Source organism: Denitrificimonas caeni, from assembly GCF_027498055.1.
Classification (GTDB): domain Bacteria; phylum Pseudomonadota; class Gammaproteobacteria; order Pseudomonadales; family Pseudomonadaceae; genus Denitrificimonas.
This window is the reverse complement of record NZ_CP114976.1, coordinates 1,893,278-1,915,745: the sequence shown is the minus strand read 5'-3', so window position 1 is coordinate 1,915,745 and position 22,468 is coordinate 1,893,278. Positions and strand designations below refer to the sequence as shown.

General features: G+C 50.3%; 19 protein-coding genes and 1 tRNA gene. 16 read left to right on the top strand and 4 right to left on the bottom strand.

Annotated features, from left to right (window positions below):
- Positions 1 to 4: 4 nt before the first annotated feature.
- Positions 5 to 1,327 carry an MATE family efflux transporter gene (locus tag O6P33_RS09050; RefSeq protein ID WP_269817462.1) on the bottom strand — a complete coding sequence of 441 codons (1,323 nt, stop codon included), beginning with the start codon at positions 1,325 to 1,327 and terminating at the stop codon, positions 5 to 7.
- Between the two features lie 111 nt (positions 1,328 to 1,438).
- Between O6P33_RS09050 and O6P33_RS09045 the strand changes: the two genes are divergently transcribed.
- Entirely contained in the window at positions 1,439 to 2,446 is a 1,008-nt protein-coding gene (locus tag O6P33_RS09045; protein WP_269817461.1) for an LLM class flavin-dependent oxidoreductase, read from the top strand.
- 113 nt (positions 2,447 to 2,559) lie between these two features.
- On the opposite strand, the gene O6P33_RS09040 is transcribed toward O6P33_RS09045, so the two are convergent.
- Positions 2,560 to 4,839 carry a YgiQ family radical SAM protein gene (locus O6P33_RS09040; RefSeq protein WP_269817460.1) on the bottom strand — a complete coding sequence of 760 codons (2,280 nt, stop codon included), beginning with the start codon at positions 4,837 to 4,839 and terminating at the stop codon, positions 2,560 to 2,562.
- A gap of 140 nt (positions 4,840 to 4,979) precedes the next feature.
- Between O6P33_RS09040 and O6P33_RS09035 the strand changes: the two genes are divergently transcribed.
- The 3 genes from O6P33_RS09035 (at position 4,980) to O6P33_RS09025 (ending at position 8,436) form a co-directional block, all read left to right on the top strand.
- Positions 4,980 to 5,909: a DUF6929 family protein gene (locus O6P33_RS09035; protein ID WP_269817459.1), complete on the top strand. Its 930-nt coding sequence runs from the start codon at positions 4,980 to 4,982 to the stop codon at positions 5,907 to 5,909.
- Between the two features lie 27 nt (positions 5,910 to 5,936).
- Positions 5,937 to 7,076 carry a cation diffusion facilitator family transporter gene (locus O6P33_RS09030; RefSeq protein ID WP_269817458.1) on the top strand — a complete coding sequence of 380 codons (1,140 nt, stop codon included), beginning with the start codon at positions 5,937 to 5,939 and terminating at the stop codon, positions 7,074 to 7,076.
- A gap of 82 nt (positions 7,077 to 7,158) precedes the next feature.
- Complete coding sequence (locus O6P33_RS09025) at positions 7,159 to 8,436, top strand: aromatic amino acid transporter (protein WP_269817457.1); 1,278 nt, start codon at positions 7,159 to 7,161, stop codon at positions 8,434 to 8,436.
- A gap of 116 nt (positions 8,437 to 8,552) precedes the next feature.
- On the opposite strand, the gene O6P33_RS09020 is transcribed toward O6P33_RS09025, so the two are convergent.
- Positions 8,553 to 8,642, bottom strand: a tRNA-Ser gene (locus tag O6P33_RS09020).
- Positions 8,643 to 8,789: 147 nt separating this feature from the next.
- Here O6P33_RS09020 and earP point away from each other — a divergent pair.
- From earP to O6P33_RS09005, 3 genes are all read left to right on the top strand, one after another.
- Entirely contained in the window at positions 8,790 to 9,926 is a 1,137-nt protein-coding gene (gene earP, locus O6P33_RS09015) for an elongation factor P maturation arginine rhamnosyltransferase EarP (RefSeq protein WP_269817456.1), read from the top strand.
- Between the two features lie 42 nt (positions 9,927 to 9,968).
- Entirely contained in the window at positions 9,969 to 10,535 is a 567-nt protein-coding gene (gene efp, locus O6P33_RS09010) for an elongation factor P (protein ID WP_269817455.1), read from the top strand.
- Positions 10,536 to 10,725: 190 nt separating this feature from the next.
- On the top strand, positions 10,726 to 11,493 hold the full coding sequence (locus O6P33_RS09005; RefSeq protein ID WP_269817454.1) for a spermidine synthase: 768 nt from the start codon (positions 10,726 to 10,728) through the stop codon (positions 11,491 to 11,493).
- Between the two features lie 54 nt (positions 11,494 to 11,547).
- Here O6P33_RS09005 and O6P33_RS09000 read toward each other — a convergent pair whose 3' ends face one another.
- Positions 11,548 to 12,237, bottom strand: a complete 690-nt coding sequence (locus O6P33_RS09000; protein ID WP_269817453.1) for a crotonase/enoyl-CoA hydratase family protein — start codon at positions 12,235 to 12,237, stop codon at positions 11,548 to 11,550.
- Between the two features lie 184 nt (positions 12,238 to 12,421).
- Here O6P33_RS09000 and tusA point away from each other — a divergent pair, with 184 nt between their 5' ends.
- The 9 genes from tusA to O6P33_RS08955 all read left to right on the top strand — a co-directional run bounded on the left by tusA (position 12,422) and on the right by O6P33_RS08955 (position 22,463).
- Complete coding sequence (tusA, locus tag O6P33_RS08995) at positions 12,422 to 12,658, top strand: sulfurtransferase TusA (protein WP_269819502.1); 237 nt, start codon at positions 12,422 to 12,424, stop codon at positions 12,656 to 12,658.
- A gap of 52 nt (positions 12,659 to 12,710) precedes the next feature.
- Complete coding sequence (locus O6P33_RS08990; RefSeq protein ID WP_269817452.1) at positions 12,711 to 13,601, top strand: NAD(+) kinase; 891 nt, start codon at positions 12,711 to 12,713, stop codon at positions 13,599 to 13,601.
- Positions 13,601 to 14,575, top strand: coding sequence for a metallophosphoesterase (locus O6P33_RS08985; protein WP_269817451.1), 975 nt, complete (start codon positions 13,601 to 13,603; stop codon positions 14,573 to 14,575). The genes O6P33_RS08990 and O6P33_RS08985 overlap by 1 nt, the downstream gene beginning before the upstream one ends.
- Positions 14,576 to 14,577: 2 nt before the next feature.
- Positions 14,578 to 15,456, top strand: a complete 879-nt coding sequence (locus O6P33_RS08980; protein WP_269817450.1) for a rhomboid family intramembrane serine protease — start codon at positions 14,578 to 14,580, stop codon at positions 15,454 to 15,456.
- Between the two features lie 31 nt (positions 15,457 to 15,487).
- Positions 15,488 to 15,766, top strand: coding sequence for a YeaC family protein (locus O6P33_RS08975; protein WP_269817449.1), 279 nt, complete (start codon positions 15,488 to 15,490; stop codon positions 15,764 to 15,766).
- The gene (locus O6P33_RS08970; RefSeq protein WP_269817448.1) at positions 15,766 to 16,611 is read left to right on the top strand and encodes a DUF2797 domain-containing protein; all 846 of its coding nucleotides are present in this window, start codon (positions 15,766 to 15,768) and stop codon (positions 16,609 to 16,611) included. Before O6P33_RS08975 ends, O6P33_RS08970 begins: the two co-directional genes overlap by 1 nt.
- A gap of 45 nt (positions 16,612 to 16,656) precedes the next feature.
- Complete coding sequence (gene pepN / locus O6P33_RS08965) at positions 16,657 to 19,317, top strand: aminopeptidase N (protein ID WP_269817447.1); 2,661 nt, start codon at positions 16,657 to 16,659, stop codon at positions 19,315 to 19,317.
- A gap of 512 nt (positions 19,318 to 19,829) precedes the next feature.
- The gene (locus tag O6P33_RS08960; RefSeq protein ID WP_269817446.1) at positions 19,830 to 21,194 is read left to right on the top strand and encodes a DUF1329 domain-containing protein; all 1,365 of its coding nucleotides are present in this window, start codon (positions 19,830 to 19,832) and stop codon (positions 21,192 to 21,194) included.
- A 183-nt stretch (positions 21,195 to 21,377) separates the two neighbouring features.
- Positions 21,378 to 22,463, top strand: coding sequence for a WD40/YVTN/BNR-like repeat-containing protein (locus tag O6P33_RS08955; RefSeq protein WP_269817445.1), 1,086 nt, complete (start codon positions 21,378 to 21,380; stop codon positions 22,461 to 22,463).
- Positions 22,464 to 22,468: the final 5 nt, after the last annotated feature.

Sequence of the window (22,468 nt, the reverse complement as noted above, 5' to 3'; positions counted from 1 at the left end):
TCGCCTAACCATGTTGCAGATGCTTTAAGCCGCGCTGATACAGCTGCCAAGACAGCAAGCCTGCTGCCACATTACCCAGTAATACGCCAATATATAAACCGCTCATGCCGGCCAGCGCAGCGCCTAACCACAAGGCCGGTAGGTAGCAGAAAAACAGACGTAAAGTTGAGATCCAGACAGCGCGCATTGGCATTCCCAGGGCGTTGCACACCGAGACCATAAGCATGCAGACACCCAAGGCAGCGTAGCTGATGGGTACCCAGAGCATGTAACTCATCAGGTACGTTTCGGTATCAAGGTCTGGGGCTAAGGCTGGTGCTATTAACCAGCGACTGGCCATCCAAAATAAAGCAATAATAACTTGCAAGCCAATCACAAAACGCACAGCGACCAAAACCAAGTGGTGCACGCGGGCTATTTGCTGGGAGCCAAATAAACGGCCAATCATCGGTGGCAATGACATGGTGAGCGCTAGAACAATCACGATAGAAAAAAGCTCTACACGACTGCCTAGTGTCCAAGCAGCAATGGCTGAGCCGCCATAGCCGGCTACTAAACGAGTCGCAAGCAGTGCTGCAGAGCCAGGCATCAATTGGCTGAGCATTGCCGGTGCGCTGATTTTGGCAATCTCTGCTAAAGCCGGGCCAGTGGCAAACTTAGCCCGATTGAAAGCCAGCCACTGATTTTTCAGTACCCGTGAATACATCACTGCCGCGCTAATAGCGTAAGCAACAATGGTGGCATAAGCAGCACCCGGCAAGCCTAAGTTAAAGGTGAAAATAAACAACGGATCCAGCAGCATATTTAAGATGCTGGTCACCACCATCATCAGGCCGGGTAAGCGCGTATCACCGTTAGCCCGTGAAATGCTATTGGCGAAATATAAAAAAGCGCCCAACCAAGCGCTGCTCAGCCAAGGCAACCAATAGCTTTTTGTGTAGGGCAGCAGTTCGGCACTGGCACCGAGCGCCTTGAGCAGAGGCGTATGTAACAGCCAAATAAGCGTGCATAACACCAGCGAAAGACAACAGCCGGCCACCACCACAAGACCGCCGAGATTTTTAGCACGATCAGGATCGCCAGCACCAATGGCGCGGGAAATAAGTGCGGTTGCGGCAATACCAATACCAACTTGCACACCAATTAATAATTGCTGCAGTGGTAGAGTAAAACCTAAAGCCGCCAGCGGCTGCACCCCAAGCATACTGATGAAAATACTGTCCACCAGCTGAAAACTCATCAGAGCCACTGCGCCAAACAGCATGGGCCAAGTCATACTAAACAATGCACGAGGTAGCGACTGACCGGCGAGGTATTTTTGCTGCATAACTTTTTCATCAGAGTACGATGGGCTGGGTCGCTATGGTAGCACTCCTATAGTGTTTGTGTAATGCTGATAGCGCAGTTGGTAATTGGCCCAATCAAGAGGAGCAATGGTATGAGTGATGTGCAAAAAGTGGCTTTTTCTGTTTTAGATTTAGCCTCTCGAAAAGACACTGATGAAGGCCCAGCGCCGGCATTGCAGCGCTCGTTAGCCCTTGCTCAGCATGTTGAAAAACTAAACTTTACCCGCTTTTGGGTGGCTGAACATCACAATATGGACGCCATTGTCAGCTCGGCAACCGCAGTCCTGATTGGCTATCTAGCGGCTGGTACACAACGGATTCGCGTAGGAGCGGGTGGGGTGATGCTGCCTAACCATGCACCGTTGGTGATTGCTGAGCAATTCGGTACTTTAGATGCCTTGTATCCAGGGCGCATTGATCTAGGTTTGGGCCGTGCACCGGGCACCGATCCATTGACTGCGAGGGCTTTGCGCAAGCGCCGCAGCGGCAGTGCCGATGATTTTCCAGCGGATGTCGATGAGCTGCAGCGTTTTTTAGGACCGCGCGGATCAGGGCAGCAAGTGATAGCCATGCCTGGGGTCAACAGTAATGTGCCTATTTGGTTGTTGGGGTCGAGCTTATTCAGTGCGCAGTTGGCTGCTGAGAAAGGTTTGCCATATTCCTTTGCTTCGCATTTTGCCCCGCGCATGATGATGCAGGCCATTGAAGTGTATCGCCGTCACTTCAAACCATCTGCAGTGCTGGCGAAGCCTTATGTCATGCTGGGGATTCCGTTGGTGGCTGCGGCAACTGATGCCCACGCCGAGTTTTTAGCAACCACCACCTCACAGCGCATTTTGGCCCTGATTCGTGGGCAAAGCATGTTAATGCGCCCGCCGGTTGCCAGCATGCAAGACATATGGAAGCCCCATGAGGAGCAAACTGTCAATGAGTTCCTGAGTATGGCCATGATCGGCAGCGCCGCTACCATTAAGCAAAAAATGGACATCTTGCTCGAGCATACGCAAGCCGATGAGCTGATCTTTACCTGCGATTTGTATGAGCATGAAGACCGCTTGCGCTCGTTTGAGATCCTTGCCGAACTGATGGACTCTCGCTAGGCTGGATTTTACGACCTTGAAGGGTCGATATATTTAGGCTCGCCGCTTATGTATTAAGGCTGCCGTAGGCCGTCCAAATTAGGACGGCATGGGTGCCAAAGCAGCTCACCTACTTAACGCGGTTTTGCTGGTGGTCGGCCTTTGCCGCCTTTGGCAGCAGGCTTTTGTCGGCGTTCAGCGCGCAGTTTGGCTTCTGCAGCGGCTTTGGCTTCTTCGCGTTTATGCCAACTGGGTTTGTCGTCTTTGGCCCGCGGCGGGATGCCAGTGTGTTGAGTTAATAAAGGGCGAGCAGCCTGTTTGCCTTTGGCTGGCGTTGAGTTTTTGCGTCGGGCGCTGCGATAACCATCGTTTTGCGGTTGCTGAGCAGGCACCAGCTTGTTTTTCCCTGCGCCGATTAAGTCCGCGCGGCCCATGCGCAGTAAGGCTTCGCGAATCAACGGCCAAGATTTAGGGTCGTGATAGCGCAAGAAAGCCTTGTGTAAACGCCGCTGCTCTTCACTTTTTACAATCTCCGTGGCGGGGCTTTTATAGGTGACTTTACGCAGTGGGTTTTTACCTGAGTGGTACATCGCTGTTGCCGTAGCCATAGGTGAAGGGTAAAACGCTTGCACTTGGTCGGCGCGGAAGTTATTGCTTTTCAGCCACAGGGCCAAACTGAGCATGTCTTTGTCGGTGGTGCCTGGGTGCGCAGCAATAAAGTAGGGGATTAGGTATTGCTCTTTGCCGGCTTCTTTAGAGAACTGCTCAAACATTTTACGGAAGCGTTCATAGCTGCCAATGCCCGGCTTCATCATGTGCTCCAGCGGACCTTCTTCAGTGTGCTCTGGGGCAATCTTTAAGTAGCCGCCCACATGGTGGGTTACCAGCTCGCGCACATACTCAGGGTGTTCCACGGCCAAGTCATAGCGCAGACCTGAAGCAATCAGCACCTTTTTTACTCCGGGTAATTCCCGTGCCTTACGGTACAACTCGATCAGCGAGCTGTGATCGGTATTCAGGTTCGGGCAAATGCCGGGGAATACACAAGAGGGCTTGCGGCACACCTCTTCAATTTCTTTGCTCTTACAGGCCAAGCGGTACATATTCGCCGTCGGCCCGCCAAGGTCGGACACCACACCAGTAAAGCCCGGTACCTTGTCGCGCATTTGTTCGATTTCTTGCAAAATCGATTCATGGGAACGGCTTTGAATAATGCGTCCTTCGTGCTCGGTAATGGAGCAGAAAGTACAGCCACCAAAGCAGCCGCGCATGATGTTGACCGAGAAACGAATGGTTTCGTAAGCAGGGATTTTAGCCGCGCCGTACTTGGGGTGTGGCACCCGCGCATAGGGCAAGCCAAACACATAATCCATTTCATCTGTGGTCAACGGAATCGGTGGTGGGTTGAGCCAAATATCCTGATTCTCATGGCGCTGCACCAAAGCACGGGCATTGCCGGGGTTGGTTTCTAGGTGCAGCACGCGGTTGGCGTGGGCATACAGCACTGGATCATTGCGCACTTTTTCAAACGACGGAATACGAATCACCGTGCGCTCACGGGTGAGGTTGGGGTGATCAATCAGCTGCACCACCTGCACATCCGATTGCTCAAGTAGCTCGCCGGCCTGCTGCTCAATGGCGCAGGCGTCAGTGTCTTGAGTATTCACATAGGGGTTGATAATGCGGTCAACGCGCCCAGGGCGGTCAATGCGGGTGGAGTCCAGTTCAAACCAATCCTGTGGCGTATTGCGGCGAATAAAAGCAGTACCGCGGATATCATCAATCTCAGTAATGGCTTCACCCCAAGATAAACGCTGCGCCACTTCAACAATGGCGCGTTCAGCATTACCGTACAGCAGTATATCGGCGGTGGCGTCCATTAAAATGGAGCGGCGTACGCTGTCTTGCCAGTAGTCATAATGGGCGATGCGGCGCAGCGAGGCTTCAATACCGCCAAGCACCACAGGTATGTGGCTATACGCTTCCTTGCAGCGTTGGCTGTAGACCAAGCTAGCGCGGTCGGGACGACTCCCAGCTTGCCCACCTGCGGTATAGGCATCATCCGAGCGCATTTTGCGATCAGCGGTGTAGCGGTTAATCATTGAGTCCATATTGCCGGCGGCGACGCCAAAAAACAGATTAGGCTCGCCCAGTTGCATAAAGTCGTCTTTATCCCGCCAATCCGGTTGGCTGATAATACCGACGCGGAAACCCTGTCCTTCTAAGACGCGGCCAATCACTGCCATGCCAAATGAGGGGTGATCCACATAAGCATCACCGGTCACAATGATGACATCACAAGAGTCCCAGCCCAAAGCGTCCATTTCTTCACGGGAAGTGGGTAGGAAAGGCGCAGGACCAAAGCACTCAGCCCAGTACTTAGGGTAATCATATAAAGGTTTAGCAGTTTGCATGAAAAATGACCTATATCAAGATTGGCGAAATATAGCATAAATACGCGCAGAAGAGGCGGGCGTCAAAGCACAGCAGTTGCCGCTCAGCATGTGTTAAAGTGCTGCGCAGAGTTGATTGGGCCGGCAGGTGAGGTAAACAAATGCACAGTGATGGCTTAACCTTAATCGAGCTGCGCGAGTTGCAGCTTAACGAGGCGACGGGACGTTCTTATTTAAGCGCCGCGAGCGGCATGTGGGTGGCTGACGATACCCTTTATGTGGTGCCTGATGACGACCTGGTTTTGGGCGTGTTCTCACTGCACGATAGCGCACCTGGGCAAACGCTCACTATTATCCCTGGGGCTTTACCGCAAGATGCTAAGCAGCGCAAAGCGGTTAAACCGGACTTTGAGAGTTTAACTTTTATGCCGCCATGTTCGCGCTATGCGCACGGGGCTTTGTTGGCGCTAGGCTCAGGCTCAACGCAGCAACGCAAGCGCGGCATGCTCTGGCCCTTTGCCGCACCGGGGACGTTGCAGGCTGAGCCTTTGCTGTTTGCTTTGCAGCCCCTTTATCAGCCGCTGGAGCAGGTCTTCGTGGATTTGAATATTGAGGGTGTGGTGATACAGGGTGACTGCTTGAAAATCTGGCAGCGCGGTAATAACCAGCACCGTGATAATGCGGTCATCGAGTTCAAGCTTGCTGACCTGCTCACCTTGCTTGACAATCCAGACCCCGCATTAAGTATTCCAGCACAGCGCATTGATCGATATGAGTTGGGTGAAGTCGCCGGTGTGCCTTTAACCTTTACTGATGGCTTTGCTTTGCCCGATGGTGCCTGTTTATTTAGTGCCGCGGCGGAGAATACCGATGACAGTTACCATGACGGCGAATGTGTTGCTGCCGCTATAGGTTTAATCGATGCTGATCGGCAATTGCGCTGGATCAAAGCTGTGCAGCCAGTTTATAAAATCGAAGGGATCAGTGCCAAGCAAGAGGGCGAGCGCTTGCAAATACTCTTGGTTAGTGACGCGGATAATCCTAATGTTCCGGCTAAGTTGTTTAAAACCTACATTAATTACCCTTTGTAATAGATTGATATATATGGAGAAAAGTTAATGGATGCTCAGCAGCAGGCTAAAGAGCGTGATCAGGCAATGCGCAAAACCAGTGTGGTTGGAGCCATCGTCAATCTGGTTTTAACCGTGGTGAAAATTGTTTTTGGCATCATTGGTCAATCGACAGCTTTAGTGGCTGATGGAGTGCACTCGTTAGCCGACTTAAGCACCGACTTAATGGTGTGGTTTGCAGCCAAATACAGCAATCAACCGGCAGATAAGGAGCATCCTTACGGTCACGCGCGAATTGAGACGGCCTTTACTGTAGGGCTAGGCGTGGTGTTAATCATTACCGCCATTGGCATTGTGGTGGATTCGGGGCAGCGCCTGCTCAATCCAGACACTTTGCTGCAGCCTACGCCCATTGTGCTCTTGATTGCCGCCATTTCTATTATTGCCAATGAGGGCTTATACCAGTACACCATGCGTATTGCCCGTGACTTTAACTCCAACCTGTTAAAGGCCAATGCTTGGCATCACCGCTCCGATGCGATTTCTTCAATTGTGGTCTTGATTGGTGTGGCCGGTAGTTTAATGGGCGTGCCGTATTTGGATGCGTTTGCCGCTTTAGGCGTAGCCTATATGATCGGTAAAATTGGTTGGGACCAAGCATGGTCATCCATTCGAGAGCTGATTGATACCGGTATGGAGCCTAAAACTGCGGCTGCGGTGGCACGTATCATCGAGAATATTGAAGGGGTGCAAAGCATGCATATGCTGCGCAGCCGCCGTATGGGTGATAGTTACTTAGTTGATGTGCACATTGAAGTGGATGAGCGTTTAAGCGTCTCTGAAGGCCATAAGATTGCCGAGTATGTGCGTTTCAAACTGATTGAATCTGAAAAAAATATTACCAATGCTCTGGTGCACATTGACCCAGAAGATGATTCTTTAGAGTTGTTATGCATTGGCTTGCCTTTTCGCCGCGAGGTCTTAGCGGATTTGCGTAAGGTCTGGGCTGGTGAGGTGGACGCGGCAGATTGTGATTCGGTGACTTTGCATTACCTCAGCGGCAAAGTGCACGTAGATTTAGTGCGGCCCATGCATGATGCCAGTGCCAATTTATCGCAACGGCTCGCGGAAAAAGCACAAACATTGGACTATATCGGCCAAGTACGTATTTTTTATCAATACAGTTGAGCTCAACAACTGCGCTGCCTCAGTCGCTAAAATGGCTTAGGCGCGCAGCTGCTGGGTGATCAAAACCTTATAAAGACCCTCTATGAGCACTAGTGTACGCAAGCAAATACCCACCCGCTTTGGCGGCATGATGATTGTTGCTGGTACGGCCATTGGTGCCGGCATGCTGGCTAATCCCACGGCCACAGCCGGAGTCTGGTTTGGTGGCTCGGTACTGATCCTATTGTATGTGTGGCTGTGTATGTACTTGTCGGGGTTAATGCTGCTGGAAGCAACCCTGCATTTTCCACAAGGCGCCAGTTTCCATACCGTGGTGCGTGGCTTGCTGGGGCCGGGCTGGAGTTTAGTCACAGGCTTTGCGGTGGCCTTTGTTCTCTATTCACTGACCTATGCCTATATTTTTGTTGGCGGTGGCTTAACTCAGAACAGCTTGCTGGCGATCGCTGCTTGGTTTACCGAGCAGCCATTGGCGGTTTCCCGAGAGTTATCTTCGCTGCTGTTCTTATTGATACTGGCGACCTCGGTGTGGATTTCTACCCGAGTGGTGGACCGTTTCTCCACCATACTCATTGGCGGCATGCTGATTAGCTTTTTCCTGTCCACCGGCACCCTGCTGGAAAGCGTTACCACGGCAGTGCTGTTCGACCACCAAGGGCAGGGCGAGAGTCAGTACTGGCGTTATGCTTGGGCAGCTTTGCCAGTGTGTTTAGCCTCTTTTGGCTACCACGGTAACGTGCCAAGCTTGGTCAGTTACTACAATAAAGATGCTAAGCCAGTGGCTCGCAGTATTTTGTGGGGCTCATTATTGGCGTTGGGGATTTATTTGCTTTGGCAACTGGCTGTGCAAGGAAACTTACCCCGTACTGAGTTTGCGCCTGTGCTGAGTGCCGGCGGGGATGTTAGCGCCTTATTGGCGGCATTGAATGTGTATGTGACAACTGATGCGGTAGCGCGCTCTTTAAATGCTTTTGCCTTTATGGCCATTGCGAGCTCGTTTCTCGGGGTGACTTTAGGTCTATTTGATTACATTCGTGATTTATTTGGCTTTGCTGATACCGCCCGCGGTCGCTTAAAAGCTGCGGCCATTACCTTTCTGCCACCATTGTTGGCGTGCTTAATCCTACCCACAGGTTTTGTCACTGTAATGGGCTATGTGGGGTTGATGGCTGCTGTGTGGGCCGCTTTGGTACCCGCGCTCTTAGCGTACGCCGCCCGTAAGCAGTTCCCGCGCGCTGTTGGTGGTTATCAAGTCGTGGGTGGCGTTTGGCTGATTGCTTTTGTTGGCGTGTTCGCAGTCATTGTCTTTGTGGTGCAGCTGGCTTTATTAGTGGAGTGGTTGCCGGTATTTAACGGCCAGTAAAAAGACTGGCTGAGTATCTGTGTATAGCCAGCTATAACTTGGCTGCTGGTTATAACTGGCTATAAACTGCAGGCATAAAAAAACCCCTGATAAATCAGAGGTTTCATTATTAAATCTGGCGGTGAAGGTGGGATTCGAACCCACGATAAGATTTCTCCTATACACGCTTTCCAGGCGAGCTCCTTCAGCCACTCGGACACTTCACCGCAAATCTCAAATAAGCAAATGGCTTGTTCGAGGTGCGGTAATATAGCGGAACATCGCCTGTAAGGCAAATAATCTTTTTTAGTCAGTGGCTTAGGGCAGACTGGCGAGCAAATTGACTCACTGTGTTTTTAACAAAAGGCCACTGTATGCGCGCAACTTGGGATATTTTTTGCCGTGTAATCGATAATTTCGGCGATATTGGGGTGACTTGGCGTCTAGCTCAGCAGTTACAGCGCGAGCAAGGCTTTGCCGTGCGCTTGTGGGTGGATGATGTAGTCAGCTTTAATAAAATCTGTCCTGCAGTGCAATTGGGAGTGGATCAGCAGGGGCTGGCTGGGGTGCTCATCTGCCACTGGCGCGAGGGTTTAATTAGTGCGCAAAGTGAAAGTGCTGATGTGGTCATTGAGGCCTTTGCCTGCCAGTTACCTGAGCACTACATTGCTCTGATGCGAGCTAAGCAGCAGGTGCTCTGGCTTAATTTGGAGTATTTAACTGCAGAGCCTTGGGCTGCGCAGTGCCATACTTTGCCCTCATTGCAGAGTGGCGGCCTACAAAAGTATTTCTTTTTCCCCGGCTTTACTGAGGATACTGGTGGGTTATTGCGTGAACAGGGCTTATTAGCGCAGCGTAATGATTTTTTCGCGAGCGATTCTCTAGCGCAAGCCTTTTTGGCTACTGTGCAGGTGCAGCCATTGCCCGGTGAGCGTTTAATCAGCTTATTTGCCTATGCCAATCAGGGGTTGCCCAGCTTGCTGCAAGCCTTAAGTAATGACACCAGGCGCAATCGGGTACTGCTGTTACCAGGCCCCTTGCAGAGCAGTGTTGCCCAATGGTTTGCTGAGCAAAGCTTGCAAGTGGGGCGCAGCTACCAAAAAAACAATTTAACCCTGCAGTTGTTGCCCTATATCGAGCAAGAGCAGTTCGATCAATTACTCTGGTGTTGTGATCTCAATTGTGTGCGTGGCGAGGACTCTTTTGTGCGTGCGCAGTGGGCGGGCAAGCCCATGTTATGGCATATTTATCCGCAAGAGGAAGGTGCGCATTTGCTCAAGTTAAAGGCCTTTTTTACCCTATATAGCGACGCGTTAGACGACGATAGCGTACAGGCCTTAAAGCACCTGTGGCAGGCTTGGAATCAGCAAGCAGATATGGGGGCTGCTTGGGCACTGTTTACTGCCCATGAGGAAAAGCTGCAAAGTCACGCCATGCGCTGGTTAGCGCAACAAAATAATTACCCAGATCTTGCGACAAAGCTAGCGTCTTTCTATGAAAAGTGGCTATGATGCGCACCTAAAAATCTTCCCCATTCTTTATGGAATTTCAGCATGAAAACTGCACAAGAATTTCGCACCGGCCAAGTTGCAAATATTGATGGTTCACCTTGGGTGATTCAGAAGGCTGAGTTTAATAAATCAGGCCGCAACGCTGCGGTCGTTAAAATGAAGCTGAAGAACCTGTTAAACGGCACAGCCACAGAGACCGTCTTTCGTGCTGATGATAAATTTGAGCCAGTAACCTTGGGGCGCAAAGGTGTGACTTACTCCTACTTCGCTGACCCGCTGTATGTCTTTATGGATGAAGAATACAATCAGTACGAGCTTGAAAAAGCCGATATCGAGGCTGTTTTGCCTTTTATCGAAGATGGTATGACCGATGAGTGCGCTGCGGTTTTTTATGAAGACAAAGTGATCTCCATTGAGCTGCCCACCACTATTGAGCGCGAAATCATTTATACTGAGCCGTCTGTGCGCGGCGATAGCTCTGGCAAAGTGATGAAAACTGCACGTCTGAGCACCGGACATGAATTGCAGGTATCCTCGTTCTGTGAAATTGGTGATTCAATTGAAATTGACACCCGTACTGGCGAATATAAGTCACGCGTTAAAGCTTAGGTTCAACCTCTGCGCTTAACTGAAGCCCAGCCAATGCTGGGCTTTTTGTTGTGCCCGCTGAGTATTGAGTCTTGGCCATGTTAAGAGGCTGCATGGGACTATGATGCTACTGTGCTGGGTTGTAGGGTTTGCTGCCGTGTTGGCAGCAGTTCATCTGTATCGCTATAGGCAAGCGCGGAAGGAATATGCAGTGTTAGTTGAGCAGCAAGCAGCGAAGCGGGTGTTGGTCGAGGAAACCGATGAGTACGGTGTAATTCGCGTGGTGGAAAATAATGGCTACCGCTATTTAGAGTTTGGTGACAGCGCCGAGCAAAGCTGTGTGCTGTATGAAAACCCATTGTATCTAAAGTACGACTACACGCGCGCCATGCTGTTGGCCAGTTTGTGCCATCCGCACCCTGAAACTGCGCTGTTTTTAGGCTTGGGGGCTGGCAGTTTAACTGAGGTGTGCTTGGCTGCGCTACCGCACTTAAACGATGTTGAGGTGCTGGAGCTGCGTGAGCCATTGCCTCGTTTAGCGATGGAATACTTGGGTATGAGCGATGATCCGCGCTTAACCATCCGCATTGGCGATGCTTTGGAGCTGATTGATACGGCTGAGACTGCCGATCTAATTTATTTAGATATGTATACTGATGCAGGTCCATCGGTGGCGCATTTGGCTTGGGGCTTTTTAGCTAAATGCCAAGACTTGCTCAACCCTGGAGGCTGGTTGATTATTAATCAGTGGGCCACGCTGGACGGGCGCCCCTTGGGGGCAGCATTATTTCGTGGTTTGTTTTATCGCCACTACTGGGAAATACCGGTGAAGGAGGGCAATGTGATTTTATTGGTGCCTTACAGTTTCGAACAGTCGCCACCGCTTCCGTTGCTGCGCGAACAGGCCGCCCGTGTCGGCGCAGAGCTGGGCTATGACATCAGTTATCTAATTGAGGCAATACGTCCTCCCAGCGAATAAAAAACCCGTAGCCAGCACCTGCTATAGGGTCTGGCTACGGGTTAAGATGCAGCTTTACAGCAGTTGGGTTTTATCCAACTCTACCGCAGCGTCGAGAGTCTCGAGTAACTGCTTGCGTACTTTCAGTTTGGTGTTGCGGTGCGCTTTCATGTTGATTTTCTTCATCAGGGTTGCCACGCCTAAGGCCGTTGCCATTAGCTGCTCTGCGGGCACCACACGGTCTAAGAAGCCAGCCTCGACTGCTGCCGCGGGGCTAAACAACTCGCCGTTGATCACTGAGCGCTGAAACGCCGCTTTGCTCAGGCGGTCTTTGGCCAGCTCAATGCCGGCGTGGTGCATGGTCATCCCGATCAATACTTCGTTTAAACCAATATTGAAAGCGCCTTCAGCGCCAATACGGTAATCTGCCGAGAGCAATAAAAATGCCCCTTTAGCGATAGCGTGACCTGGGCAGGCAACAATAATTGGGTAGGGGTGTGCTAACATACGTCGCGCTAAAGTGGAGCCGCTGGCCACTAGGTTGATCGCATTTTCAGGGCTTGAAGTCATGACTTTTAAATCGTAACCGCCTGATAAAATACCCGGCTGACCGGTAATGATGACGATGGCCCGATCTTTTTCTGCTTGATCCAGACACTGGTTAAAAGCAGCAACCATATCCGGTGAAATCGCATTAACTTTGCCGTTGTTTAGGGTTAAGGTAGCAATACCTTCGTTGCAGTTGTACTGGATCAGTTCGCTCATGGCTTAGCATCCTATTGTTAATATTGAGTGGCACACTACCCAGCTCTGAATAATAGGTAAAGCACAAAGACTGACTTGTAGGTCGAGTTTTTGTTGGGCTGGCACTCTCGCCAAGGGTCTGCTGCGCTGCGCAGGCTGTTTGTGAGATGAAATTTAACGCAAAGGTAAAATCAACGTGACAGAAATGCTTATAGAAGTGGATGCTGAATTAGATGCCTGCGGCCTTTTTTGCCCTGAGCCGGTCATGCTATTGCATACTAAGGTGCGTGAGCTGGGAGCTGGAAAGGTGTTAAAAGTCACTGCTACTGACCCGTCCACGCAGCGTGATATACCCAAGTTCTGCTTGTTTTTAGAGCATCAACTGCTCGACAGCAGTGAGCAGGATGGCACCTACACCTATTTGATTCGCAAAAAACTTTAACCAGAGCTGTTGGTCTTAAGCACACTATAAACGCAGTTGGAGCGGGAAACCTATGGAGCAGTTTCGCAATATTGGCATTATCGGGCGGATGGGCAGTGCCCGCGTTTTAGAGACAATACGCCGTCTGAAGCGCTATCTAATTGGACGGCATTTGCACGTTATTTTAGAAGAAACCATTGCTGAAATGCTGCCCGGCCATAATTTGCAAACCAGCTCTCGCAAGCTGCTCGGTGAAGTGTGCGATTTAGTCATTGTCGTGGGTGGTGACGGCTCAATGCTGGGTGCGGCGCGGGCTTTGTCCCAGCACAATACACCGGTATTGGGGATTAACCGCGGCAGCCTGGGTTTTTTAACGGATATTTTACCTGAGCAGTTAGAGTCGCAGATTTCTGAAGTACTGGCCGGCAACTATACCGTTGAGCAGCGTTTTTTATTAGAAACTGAAGTGCGCCGTGAGGGTATGCCCATTGGTCAAGGCGATGCCCTTAACGATGTGGTTTTGCACCCAGGTAAATCCACTCGCATGATTGAGTTTGAGTTGTTTATTGACGGCCAGTTTGTTTACAGTTTGAAAGCCGATGGTTTGATTATCGCCACGCCTACAGGCTCAACAGCGTATGCATTGTCTGCTGGTGGCCCCATTATGCATCCGCGCTTAGATGCCATCGTGATTGTCCCTATGTACCCGCATACCTTATCCAGTCGCCCGATTGTGGTGGATGCGGACAGTGAGCTGAAAGTGATTATTTCTGAAGATATGAACATTTACCCGCTGGTGTCATGTGACGGTCAAAGCCATGTGACCTGTGCTCCAGGGGATACCCTGCATATTCAACGTAAGCCGCAAAAATTGCGCTTAATTCATCCACTGGACCATAATTTTTATGGTGTTTGCCGTGACAAGCTCGGCTGGGGTAGCCGCTTGGGCCAGGATAATAAATAATGTGGCTTGATCCGGTACGCAGCTATGACCTGATCGGTGATGTGCATGGCTGCGCGCAAACCTTGGAGCACTTGCTGTCTATTTTAGGTTATAGCAAGCGCGCAGGTGTTTGGCAGCATCCGACTCGTCAGGCATTGTTTTTAGGTGACCTGATTGATCGCGGCCCCTATATTCGTGAAACCTTACACATCGTGCACAGCATGGTGGAGGCCGGTCACGCCCACTGCATTATGGGCAATCATGAGTATTACGCCCTGGCTTGGAATACACCCCTTACCGAAAACGGCGAGCAACGCTTTGTCCGTGAGCATTCGGCACGTCATGCCCGCTTACAGCGCGAGACCCTTGAGCAATTTGCAGAACACCCGTACGACTGGCAGGACTTTAATCAGTGGTTTTTAAACTTACCGTTGTTTATTGATGCGCAGCGTTTTCGGGCCGTGCATGCTTGCTGGGACGAGCGTTTAATTAACACTTTACGCAGCCGCTTTCCTGATGGACGGGTTGATACTGACTTTGTGCGGCAATCAGCGATCAGCGGCAGCCTTGCCGACCAAACCTTTAATCGCTTGTTGCGCGGGGTTAATTTGCCCTTGCCTTATGGCATGTCGCAAATCAGTCAAGACGGTTATCAGCGCTCTTCTTTTCGTACCAAATTCTGGCATGAAGACAGTGCCGCGCTGACCTATGGCGACGTGGTTTTTCAACCCGACGCCTTGCCTGAGCATATTGCGCAAAAACCTTTACCCTCGCAGTACTTGCGCCATATTAATAATTACGATGCGCAGCAACCTTTGCTCTTTGTTGGCCATTATTGGCGTCAAGGACAGCCCAGTTTAATTCGACCCAATTTAGCCTGTTTAGATTACAGCGCAGTCAATGGCGGAAAACTGGTGGCGTACCGATTAGGTCAAGAAGAACAGCTGCTGCCGAGTAATTTTGTTTGGGTGGACGCCCAAGAGAAAGGATCTTAACGATGAAGTGGAGCAGTGCGTTACGGGTGCCCCTAGAGACTGATCTAACCCAGTTTTTGCCCGTCTTACAGCAGCACGGTATTGGCCATCGAGTGACTGAAGAAAGTGGTGAGCAAGTGCTCTGGGTTGCTACTGCGCATGCTGTAGAGGTGCAGCAGTGGTATCAGCAGTTTGTCAGCGGTGAGCAGTTGCCGGAGCCGCAGTGGACTTATCTGCCAGCACAGGCGGCAAATTATCGTCCCGCAGGGTTTGTGCAACAGTTGCGCCGCAGTCCAGCCACGGCAGCAGTATTAATTGCCTGTTTGTTGGTGGCTTTTATTACTCAACTAGGTGACAACCTGCAGACCATTAGCTGGTTCACTTTCAATGATTTTCGCATTCAAGGCGACTACATATTTTTTACCCCAGTGGCGCAGGGCTTAGAAGAGGGGCAGTGGTGGCGGTTATGGTCGCCGATGCTGGTGCACTTTGGTTTATTGCACCTGGCCATGAATATGATGTGGTATTGGGAGTTGGCGCGGCGCATTGAATACCAGCAGGGCTGGTTGTTTTTATTGGCGCTGACGTTAGTGGCGGGCTTGGTCTCCAACGTCAGTCAGTTTATGTTTTCTGGGCCGTCCTTATTTGGTGGTTTGTCTGGGGTGCTGTATGCGGTGCTGGGGCACTGCTGGATTTATCAACGTATTTATCCGCAAGCCAGTTATGCCTTGCCCAAAGGGGTGGTGGCTATGATGCTGATTTGGCTGCTGTTATGCTTATTTGGAGTGGTAACTGCTTTAGGTCTTGGCCAAATAGCTAACGCTGCCCATGTCAGCGGTTTAATACTGGGTTGTTTGAGTGGTGCGCTGTTTGCACAAGTGGCACGCCAGCGTGCGGCGTAATATTTTTGCTTATTTTGTCGAGGAATTGGTTATGAAAAGTTTTGCTGATTTAATTGAAAGAATCACCCCGGAAACCTATAAAACCCTGAAATTGGCGATGGAAATAGGTAAGTGGGGGGACGGCACTAAACTCACTCAAGAGCAAAAAGAGTTGACCATGCAAGCGATGATTCTCTGGGAGCAAAACAACCTGCCAGAAGAGGAACGCACCGGTTATATGGGTGGCCAAGAGTGCGCCAAGCAAACGCAAAAGAAATTATCTGCAGCTGAAGCCGCTTTATTTGCTCCAGCCACAGGGACGCTGCACTGATGATTGAATTAGGACGTGGCGCGGTCAGTAAAATGCAGATTGCTTTAGATGCCCCTGCACAATACAGTTTTCGTTTGGATGACGAGCAACATGCTCTCAACCAGTTACTTGGGAAAAAATTGCGTTTAGAGTTTTTAGGCGAAATTAACTGCACAAATTGTGAGCGCTCCATCAAGAAAAGTTTTGCCCAAGGCTATTGCTGGCCATGTTTTAAATCACTGGCCCGTTGTGACAGCTGCATTATGAGCCCAGAGAAATGCCATTATGATGCCGGCACGTGCCGTGAGCCAGAGTGGGCGCAAGAGTTTTGCATGACCGATCACTTTGTGTATTTAGCCAACTCCACTGGGGTTAAAGTGGGGATTACCCGTGGCACACAACTGCCTACGCGCTGGCTGGACCAGGGTGCTATTCAAGCTGTACCGATTTTTCGGGTAGCAACTCGTCAGCAATCGGGCTTTGTTGAAGACGCCTTGCGCAGTCAAGTGGGCGACCGCACTAACTGGCGTACTTTGCTCAAAGGTGATGTGGAGCCGGTGGATTTGTTGCAGATTCGCGATCAATTGATGGACAGTTGCGCTGAATCGCTGGATGCGCTGCAAACACGTTTTGGTTTGCAAGCCATTCAGCCCATTACAGATGTGGAAGTGCTGGATATTGCCTACCCAGTGGAAGCTTACCCAGCAAAAATCAGTAGTTTTAATTTGGATAAAAACCCTGTTGCGGAAGGCACTTTAATTGGTATCAAGGGGCAGTACTTATTGTTTGATACTGGGGTGATTAATATCCGTAAGTATACCGCCTATCAACTGTCGGTCAGCGTCAACGATAGCGTAGAAGTTTAAGCAGTACTTTCAAGGTTAGTGAGTTTTTAAATCGAGGTGTTAATGATGCGTACCGAACAACCGAAAATGATTGTGTTAAGTGAATATCGACTGCCGGATTACCTGATTGAGGAAACGCATCTGACCTTTGAGTTGCATGAGAGCTATGCTTTGGTGCATGCGCGTTTAGTGATGCAGCGCAACCCAGGGCTGGATGACACTTTGCCGCCGCTGCGCTTAGATGGCCAGCAATTGGAACTGGTTGATCTTGCTCTGGATGGTCAGCAATTGTCAGCGGTTGAATACACCCTGACAGCCAACAGCTTAGAGCTGCAGCCGCAGCGGGCCGCTTTTGAGCTGACCAGCACCGTGCGCATTGAGCCGCAAAACAACACCGCGCTAGAAGGTTTGTATAAGTCGTCTGGGATGTTCTGCACCCAGTGCGAGGCTGAAGGTTTCCGTAAAATCACTTACTACCTTGACCGCCCTGATGTGATGAGTCGCTTTACCACCACTATCCATGCCGAAAAGCACAGCTACCCAGTGTTGCTGTCCAATGGTAATCCAGTTGCCAGTGGTGAAGAAGAAAACGGTCGCCACTGGGTGACTTGGGAAGACCCCTTTAAAAAGCCTGCGTATTTGTTTGCCATAGTGGCGGGTGATCTCTGGTGTGTGGAAGACACTTTTACCACTATGAGCGGCCGTGAAGTGGCGCTGCGCATGTATGTGGAGCCAGAAAATCTAGATAAGTGCCAGCACGGTATGGATAGCTTGAAAAAGTCCATGCGCTGGGATGAAGAAAAGTACGGCCGTGAATACGATCTGGATATTTTTATGATCGTTGCGGTCAATGATTTCAATATGGGCGCTATGGAAAACAAAGGATTGAATATCTTTAATTCCAGCTGTGTTCTGGCTAAAGCCGAAACCGCCACCGATGCAGCACACCAGCGCATTGAAAGCATTGTCGCCCATGAATATTTTCATAACTGGTCCGGTAACCGCGTGACTTGCCGTGATTGGTTTCAACTGTCGTTAAAAGAAGGTTTTACCGTTTTCCGTGACAGCCAGTTTTCTGCAGACATGAACTCTGCAGTGGTTAAACGCATTGAAGATGTTGCCTATCTGCGTACTCACCAGTTTGCTGAAGATGCCGGCCCCATGGCGCATCCAGTGCGCCCTGAAGCCTATATGGAAATCTCCAATTTCTACACCCTGACCATTTATGAGAAGGGCGCAGAGGTGGTGCGGATGCTGCACACCTTGCTCGGTGAAGAGCTGTTCCGTAAAGGTTCGGATCTGTACTTTGAGCGCCATGACGGTCAGGCGGTGACCTGTGATGATTTTATTGCTGCGCTGGAAACAGTCAGTGGCAGCGACTTAACCCAGTTTAAGCGCTGGTACAGTCAAGCCGGCACGCCGCGTTTAGCCATCACTGATAGTTATGATGCCGCCAGCCAAACTTACCAGCTCACAGTTAAACAAAGTTGCCCAGACACTCCAGGTCAGAGCAATAAACAACCCTTTGTGATTCCTTTGAGCATGGCACTGCTAAATGCGCAGGGCGCAGCCATGCCATTGCAGCTTGCCAATGAAAGTGCAGCGCTTACCGGTGAGCGGGTATTGGCGGTGACCGAGGCTGAGCAAACTTTCACTTTTATACATGTTGCTGAGCAGCCTTTGCCATCGTTATTGCGTGGTTTTTCTGCACCGGTGATTATGGATTACGATTACAGCCGCGATGCTCTGGTGTTTTTATTGCAGCATGATACCGATGGCTTTAATCGCTGGGAGGCAGGGCAGCAGCTTGCTCTTCAAGTGATTGAGGAAGTGGTTGCGCAGATTTATGAAACTGACGAGCCAATGCTGGATACACGCCTGGCTGAGGTGTTCACTGCACTGCTTGCGCAAGATGACTTAGATCCAGCCATGTTGGCGGAGTTTTTAGCGTTACCGAGCACCGGTTATATTATTGAGCAATACGAGCATGCTGACCCACTTGCGATTCATTTGGCCCGTGAATATGTCAGCAATCAACTGGCTTTTGCTTTGAAAGCGCCAATGCTAGAGCGCTATCAGGCGCTTCGTAAGGTGTCATTAGAAACGGCCTATGTGGCGCAGGCAGAAGACTTTGCCCGCCGTCGCTTACAAAATATGCTGCTGGCGTATTTGATGCGCACCGAAGATCTTGAGGTCATGGATGCTTGTCTTGATCAGTTTGGTGTGGCTGACAATATGACTGAGCGTTTAGCCGCGCTGGCGTGTCTGGTCAATTCACCCTTTGTCGATGAGGCGCAGAAAGCTCTAGAAAGTTTCGCTGAGCGCTTTGCCGATGATCCATTGGTTATGGATCAGTGGTTTAGTGTGCAGGCCGCCTCACTGTTACCTGGCGGTTTGGAGCGGGTGCAGCATTTGCTCCACCACCCAGACTTCAGCATCAAAAACCCGAATAAAGTCCGTGCTGTAGTGGGCGCTTTTAGTACGCAAAGCACGCCAAACTTTCATGCATTAGACGGCTCAGGCTATGCGTTTTTAGCCGATAAAGTCATTGAGCTGGATCGCTTAAACCCGCAAATGGCGGCGCGTATGCTTTCGCCATTAACCCGTTGGCAGCGTTTTGATTTGCACCAGCAGGAATTGATGCAGGCACAACTCAAGCGCATTAAAAATAGCGGTGAATTATCTGCTGATCTGTTTGAAGTGCTGGATAAAAGCTTGCCGGTTTAGTGCTGTTCTAACGACAAGACGGTAGCGGTTGCACAGGAGTGCACAGGCAGCGCAAGGTTTAAACACTGAGCGCTGCTGAGCATAGATTCTGCTGCAACTGGCTATCTACTCGGTAACACCTGTTACCTTTTAACTCAGCGGCTGTGCAATGCAGCACGCCAGTAGTGAGTCAGCGAATTAGAACGGTTAATTTGACTTAGCAGTCATCTGTTGCTGCTGGGTTGGCGAGGCAAATGATTGGTTTTCAGACTGTTTTTTCGACAAAACAAAGCGTGACTAAAGCGGACTCAGTGGTCTAAAAGAGACTGTGGCGCATCGAGCCGAAAAATCTTCTTCGCCAGTCTTTCTATAGCAGCTGGCACTATTATTGCTTTGAGTTCTCTATTAGACGGCGTAAGTGGGGAAGGGTAAGTGCTTTAGGGCCTTACTATGCATTGCTTTGCGCATGCAGCTTACATTTCGATGGGCATTGAGTTAATGCTTGCCGCTGACCTATCACGGAGAATAATAATATGCTTAAAAAGCACAGCTTACTGGGTGTTATGGTCTTAACACTGTGCATCAATACTAGTTTTGCAGCTGTTTCAGCAGAGGAAGCCAGTCAACTGGGTAACACCCTAACACCGTTGGGCGGGGAGATGGCCGGCAATGCCGCGGGCACTATTCCAGCTTGGACTGGAGGTTTAACTGTAGCGCCTGCCGGCTACCAAAAAGGCCAGCATCACATTGATCCTTTTGCCGATGAACAGCCTTTATTTACCATTACGAAAGCCAATCTAAATCAGTATAAAGCGAATTTGTCTGCTGGGCAGATTGCGCTCTTTGAGACTTACCCCAATACCTATCAAATACCCGTGTATAAAACCCATCGCACGGCCGCAGCACCGCAGTGGGTGTACAGTAATACCAAATACAATGCGCAGCATGCCAAGCTGGAGAATAACGGTAACAGTTTTTCTGATGCTAAAGGCGGTACGCCATTTCCCATTACTGACAATGCCGTGGAGATGATTTGGAACCACATCGCCAGATACCGTGGTGTCTACGGTGTGCGCAATGCTGCCGAGGCTGTAGTGCAGCGCAATGGTTCTTACTCGCTGGTCGCGGCTCAGCAAGAGATTCTGTTTAAGTTCTATGAAAACCAAGGCCAGGTTAATAACGCCGATAATATTTTGTTTTACTACCTGTCGTTTGTAAAAAGCCCAGCACGTTTAGCCGGTGGTGCGGTGCTGGTGCATGAAACGCTGGATCAAGATAAAAGTATGCGCCAAGCCTGGGCTTATAACGCTGGTCAGCGCCGTGTGCGCAGGGCGCCAAACTTGTCCTATGACGCGCCAATTGCCGCTTCAGAAGGTATTCGTACTGCCGACAGCACAGATATGTACAACGGCAGCCCTGACCGTTACCACTGGAAAGTAATAGGCAAGAAAGAGCTGTATATTCCGTACAATAACTACAAAATCACCAGCCCCGATGTGAGCTATAAAGAGCTGCTGCAGCCTGGGCATATTAACTCTGCACTGACGCGCAATGAGCTACACAGGGTTTGGGTCATTGAGGGCACTTTGCAAGATAACGCCCGTCACGTGTACTCCAAGCGCCGTTTTTATCTGGATGAAGACAGCTGGCAAATCGTCTTGGCCGATGAGTATGACAGCCGTGGTGAGTTATGGAAGGTTTCTGTGGCCTACTTAAAAAGCTACTACGAACTACCGGCAATCTGGACTGCGCTGGATGTGTTCTATGATTTACAAAGCCGTCGCTACCATGTGCAGAATCTAGACAATGAAGAGTCGGGCACCATTGATTACAGTCAGGCCGCCCCAGATGATAACTACTTTAAACCCGCGGCGTTGCGTCGACGCGGTGTTCGCTAAGGGGTAACGCAAAGGTCAAAAGCCGCTAAACAGCGGCTTTTTTCTTGTCGATATTTGAGCTTTACAATACTTAACAAAACAACAATGCATAATGATTGCGGGCGCAGTGCCTATTTCATAGGATTGAAGTGTATAACTATAGCCAGTCAAGGCATGCAACTATAAAAATAATGGGGAATATATATGCGTGAACCCTTTTCGCAGACAGATAATAAAAACACTGTTGGCATTGGTCGTGGGCAACAATTACAAAGTGCCGCTGGCAAGTTTAAGCTGCTGTCCTTATGTGCAGCGTTAATTCTGCCCAGCGCGTACTCGCTACCAGTGGCAGCGCAAAGCGAAGGTGTTGCGGCACCGGCATACTCCATTGAGTCGCCAGCTGCGCAAAGCAATTTGCTGTTAGACGTGGTTCGGGCCGGTAAGCGTTTGGTTGCTGTTGGCGCTCGCGGCCATATTCTCTATTCCGATGACGATGGTAAACAATGGTTACAGGCACGAGTGCCTACCCAACAGTTACTGACTGCCGTCTATTTTGTGGATGACCGGCATGGCTGGGCTGTGGGCCACGATGCTTTAATTTTAGCCACCCGTGACGGTGGTGCAACTTGGGTTCGTCAGTACGATGATATTGAGCAAGAGTCGCCACTGTTAGGTGTTTGGTTTAAAGATCGTGACACCGGCTATGCGGTAGGTGCGTATGGCATGTTGCTGGGCACTAACAATGGCGGTAAAGACTGGGAGCGTCTCGATGATGCCCTAGACAATGAAGATGGTTACCACTTAAACGCTATCAGTTCTGTGGCAGATTCTGGAATTATCATTGTCGGTGAAATGGGCGTTATGTTTCGCTCAACCGACTGGGGTGAATCGTGGGAAGTGTTGGACAGTCCGTATGAAGGCTCTTTATTCGGCGTTGTCGGCGGACAGCAACCTGACCATCTACTCGCCTATGGCTTGCGTGGCCATGTTTTCCGCTCTACAGACTTTGGTGAAAGTTGGCAAGAAATTCCAGTACAAACCGATGGTGGCCAATTGCAGTTTGGCTTATCGAGCGGCGAGTTGTTGAGCAATGGTGATTTTTTAATTGTGGGCCATGGCGGCACAGTTTTACGCAGCAGCAATGATGGTCAAAGCTTCACTGTCAGTCACAGATCTGACCGCACCTCACTGGCGGCAGTCGCGGAAGGCGCAGAGGGCAAGCTTGTCCTAGTCGGGCAAAATGGTATTCACCAAACAGATGCACTTGGCAATGATGTGCTCGATAAATAATAAGA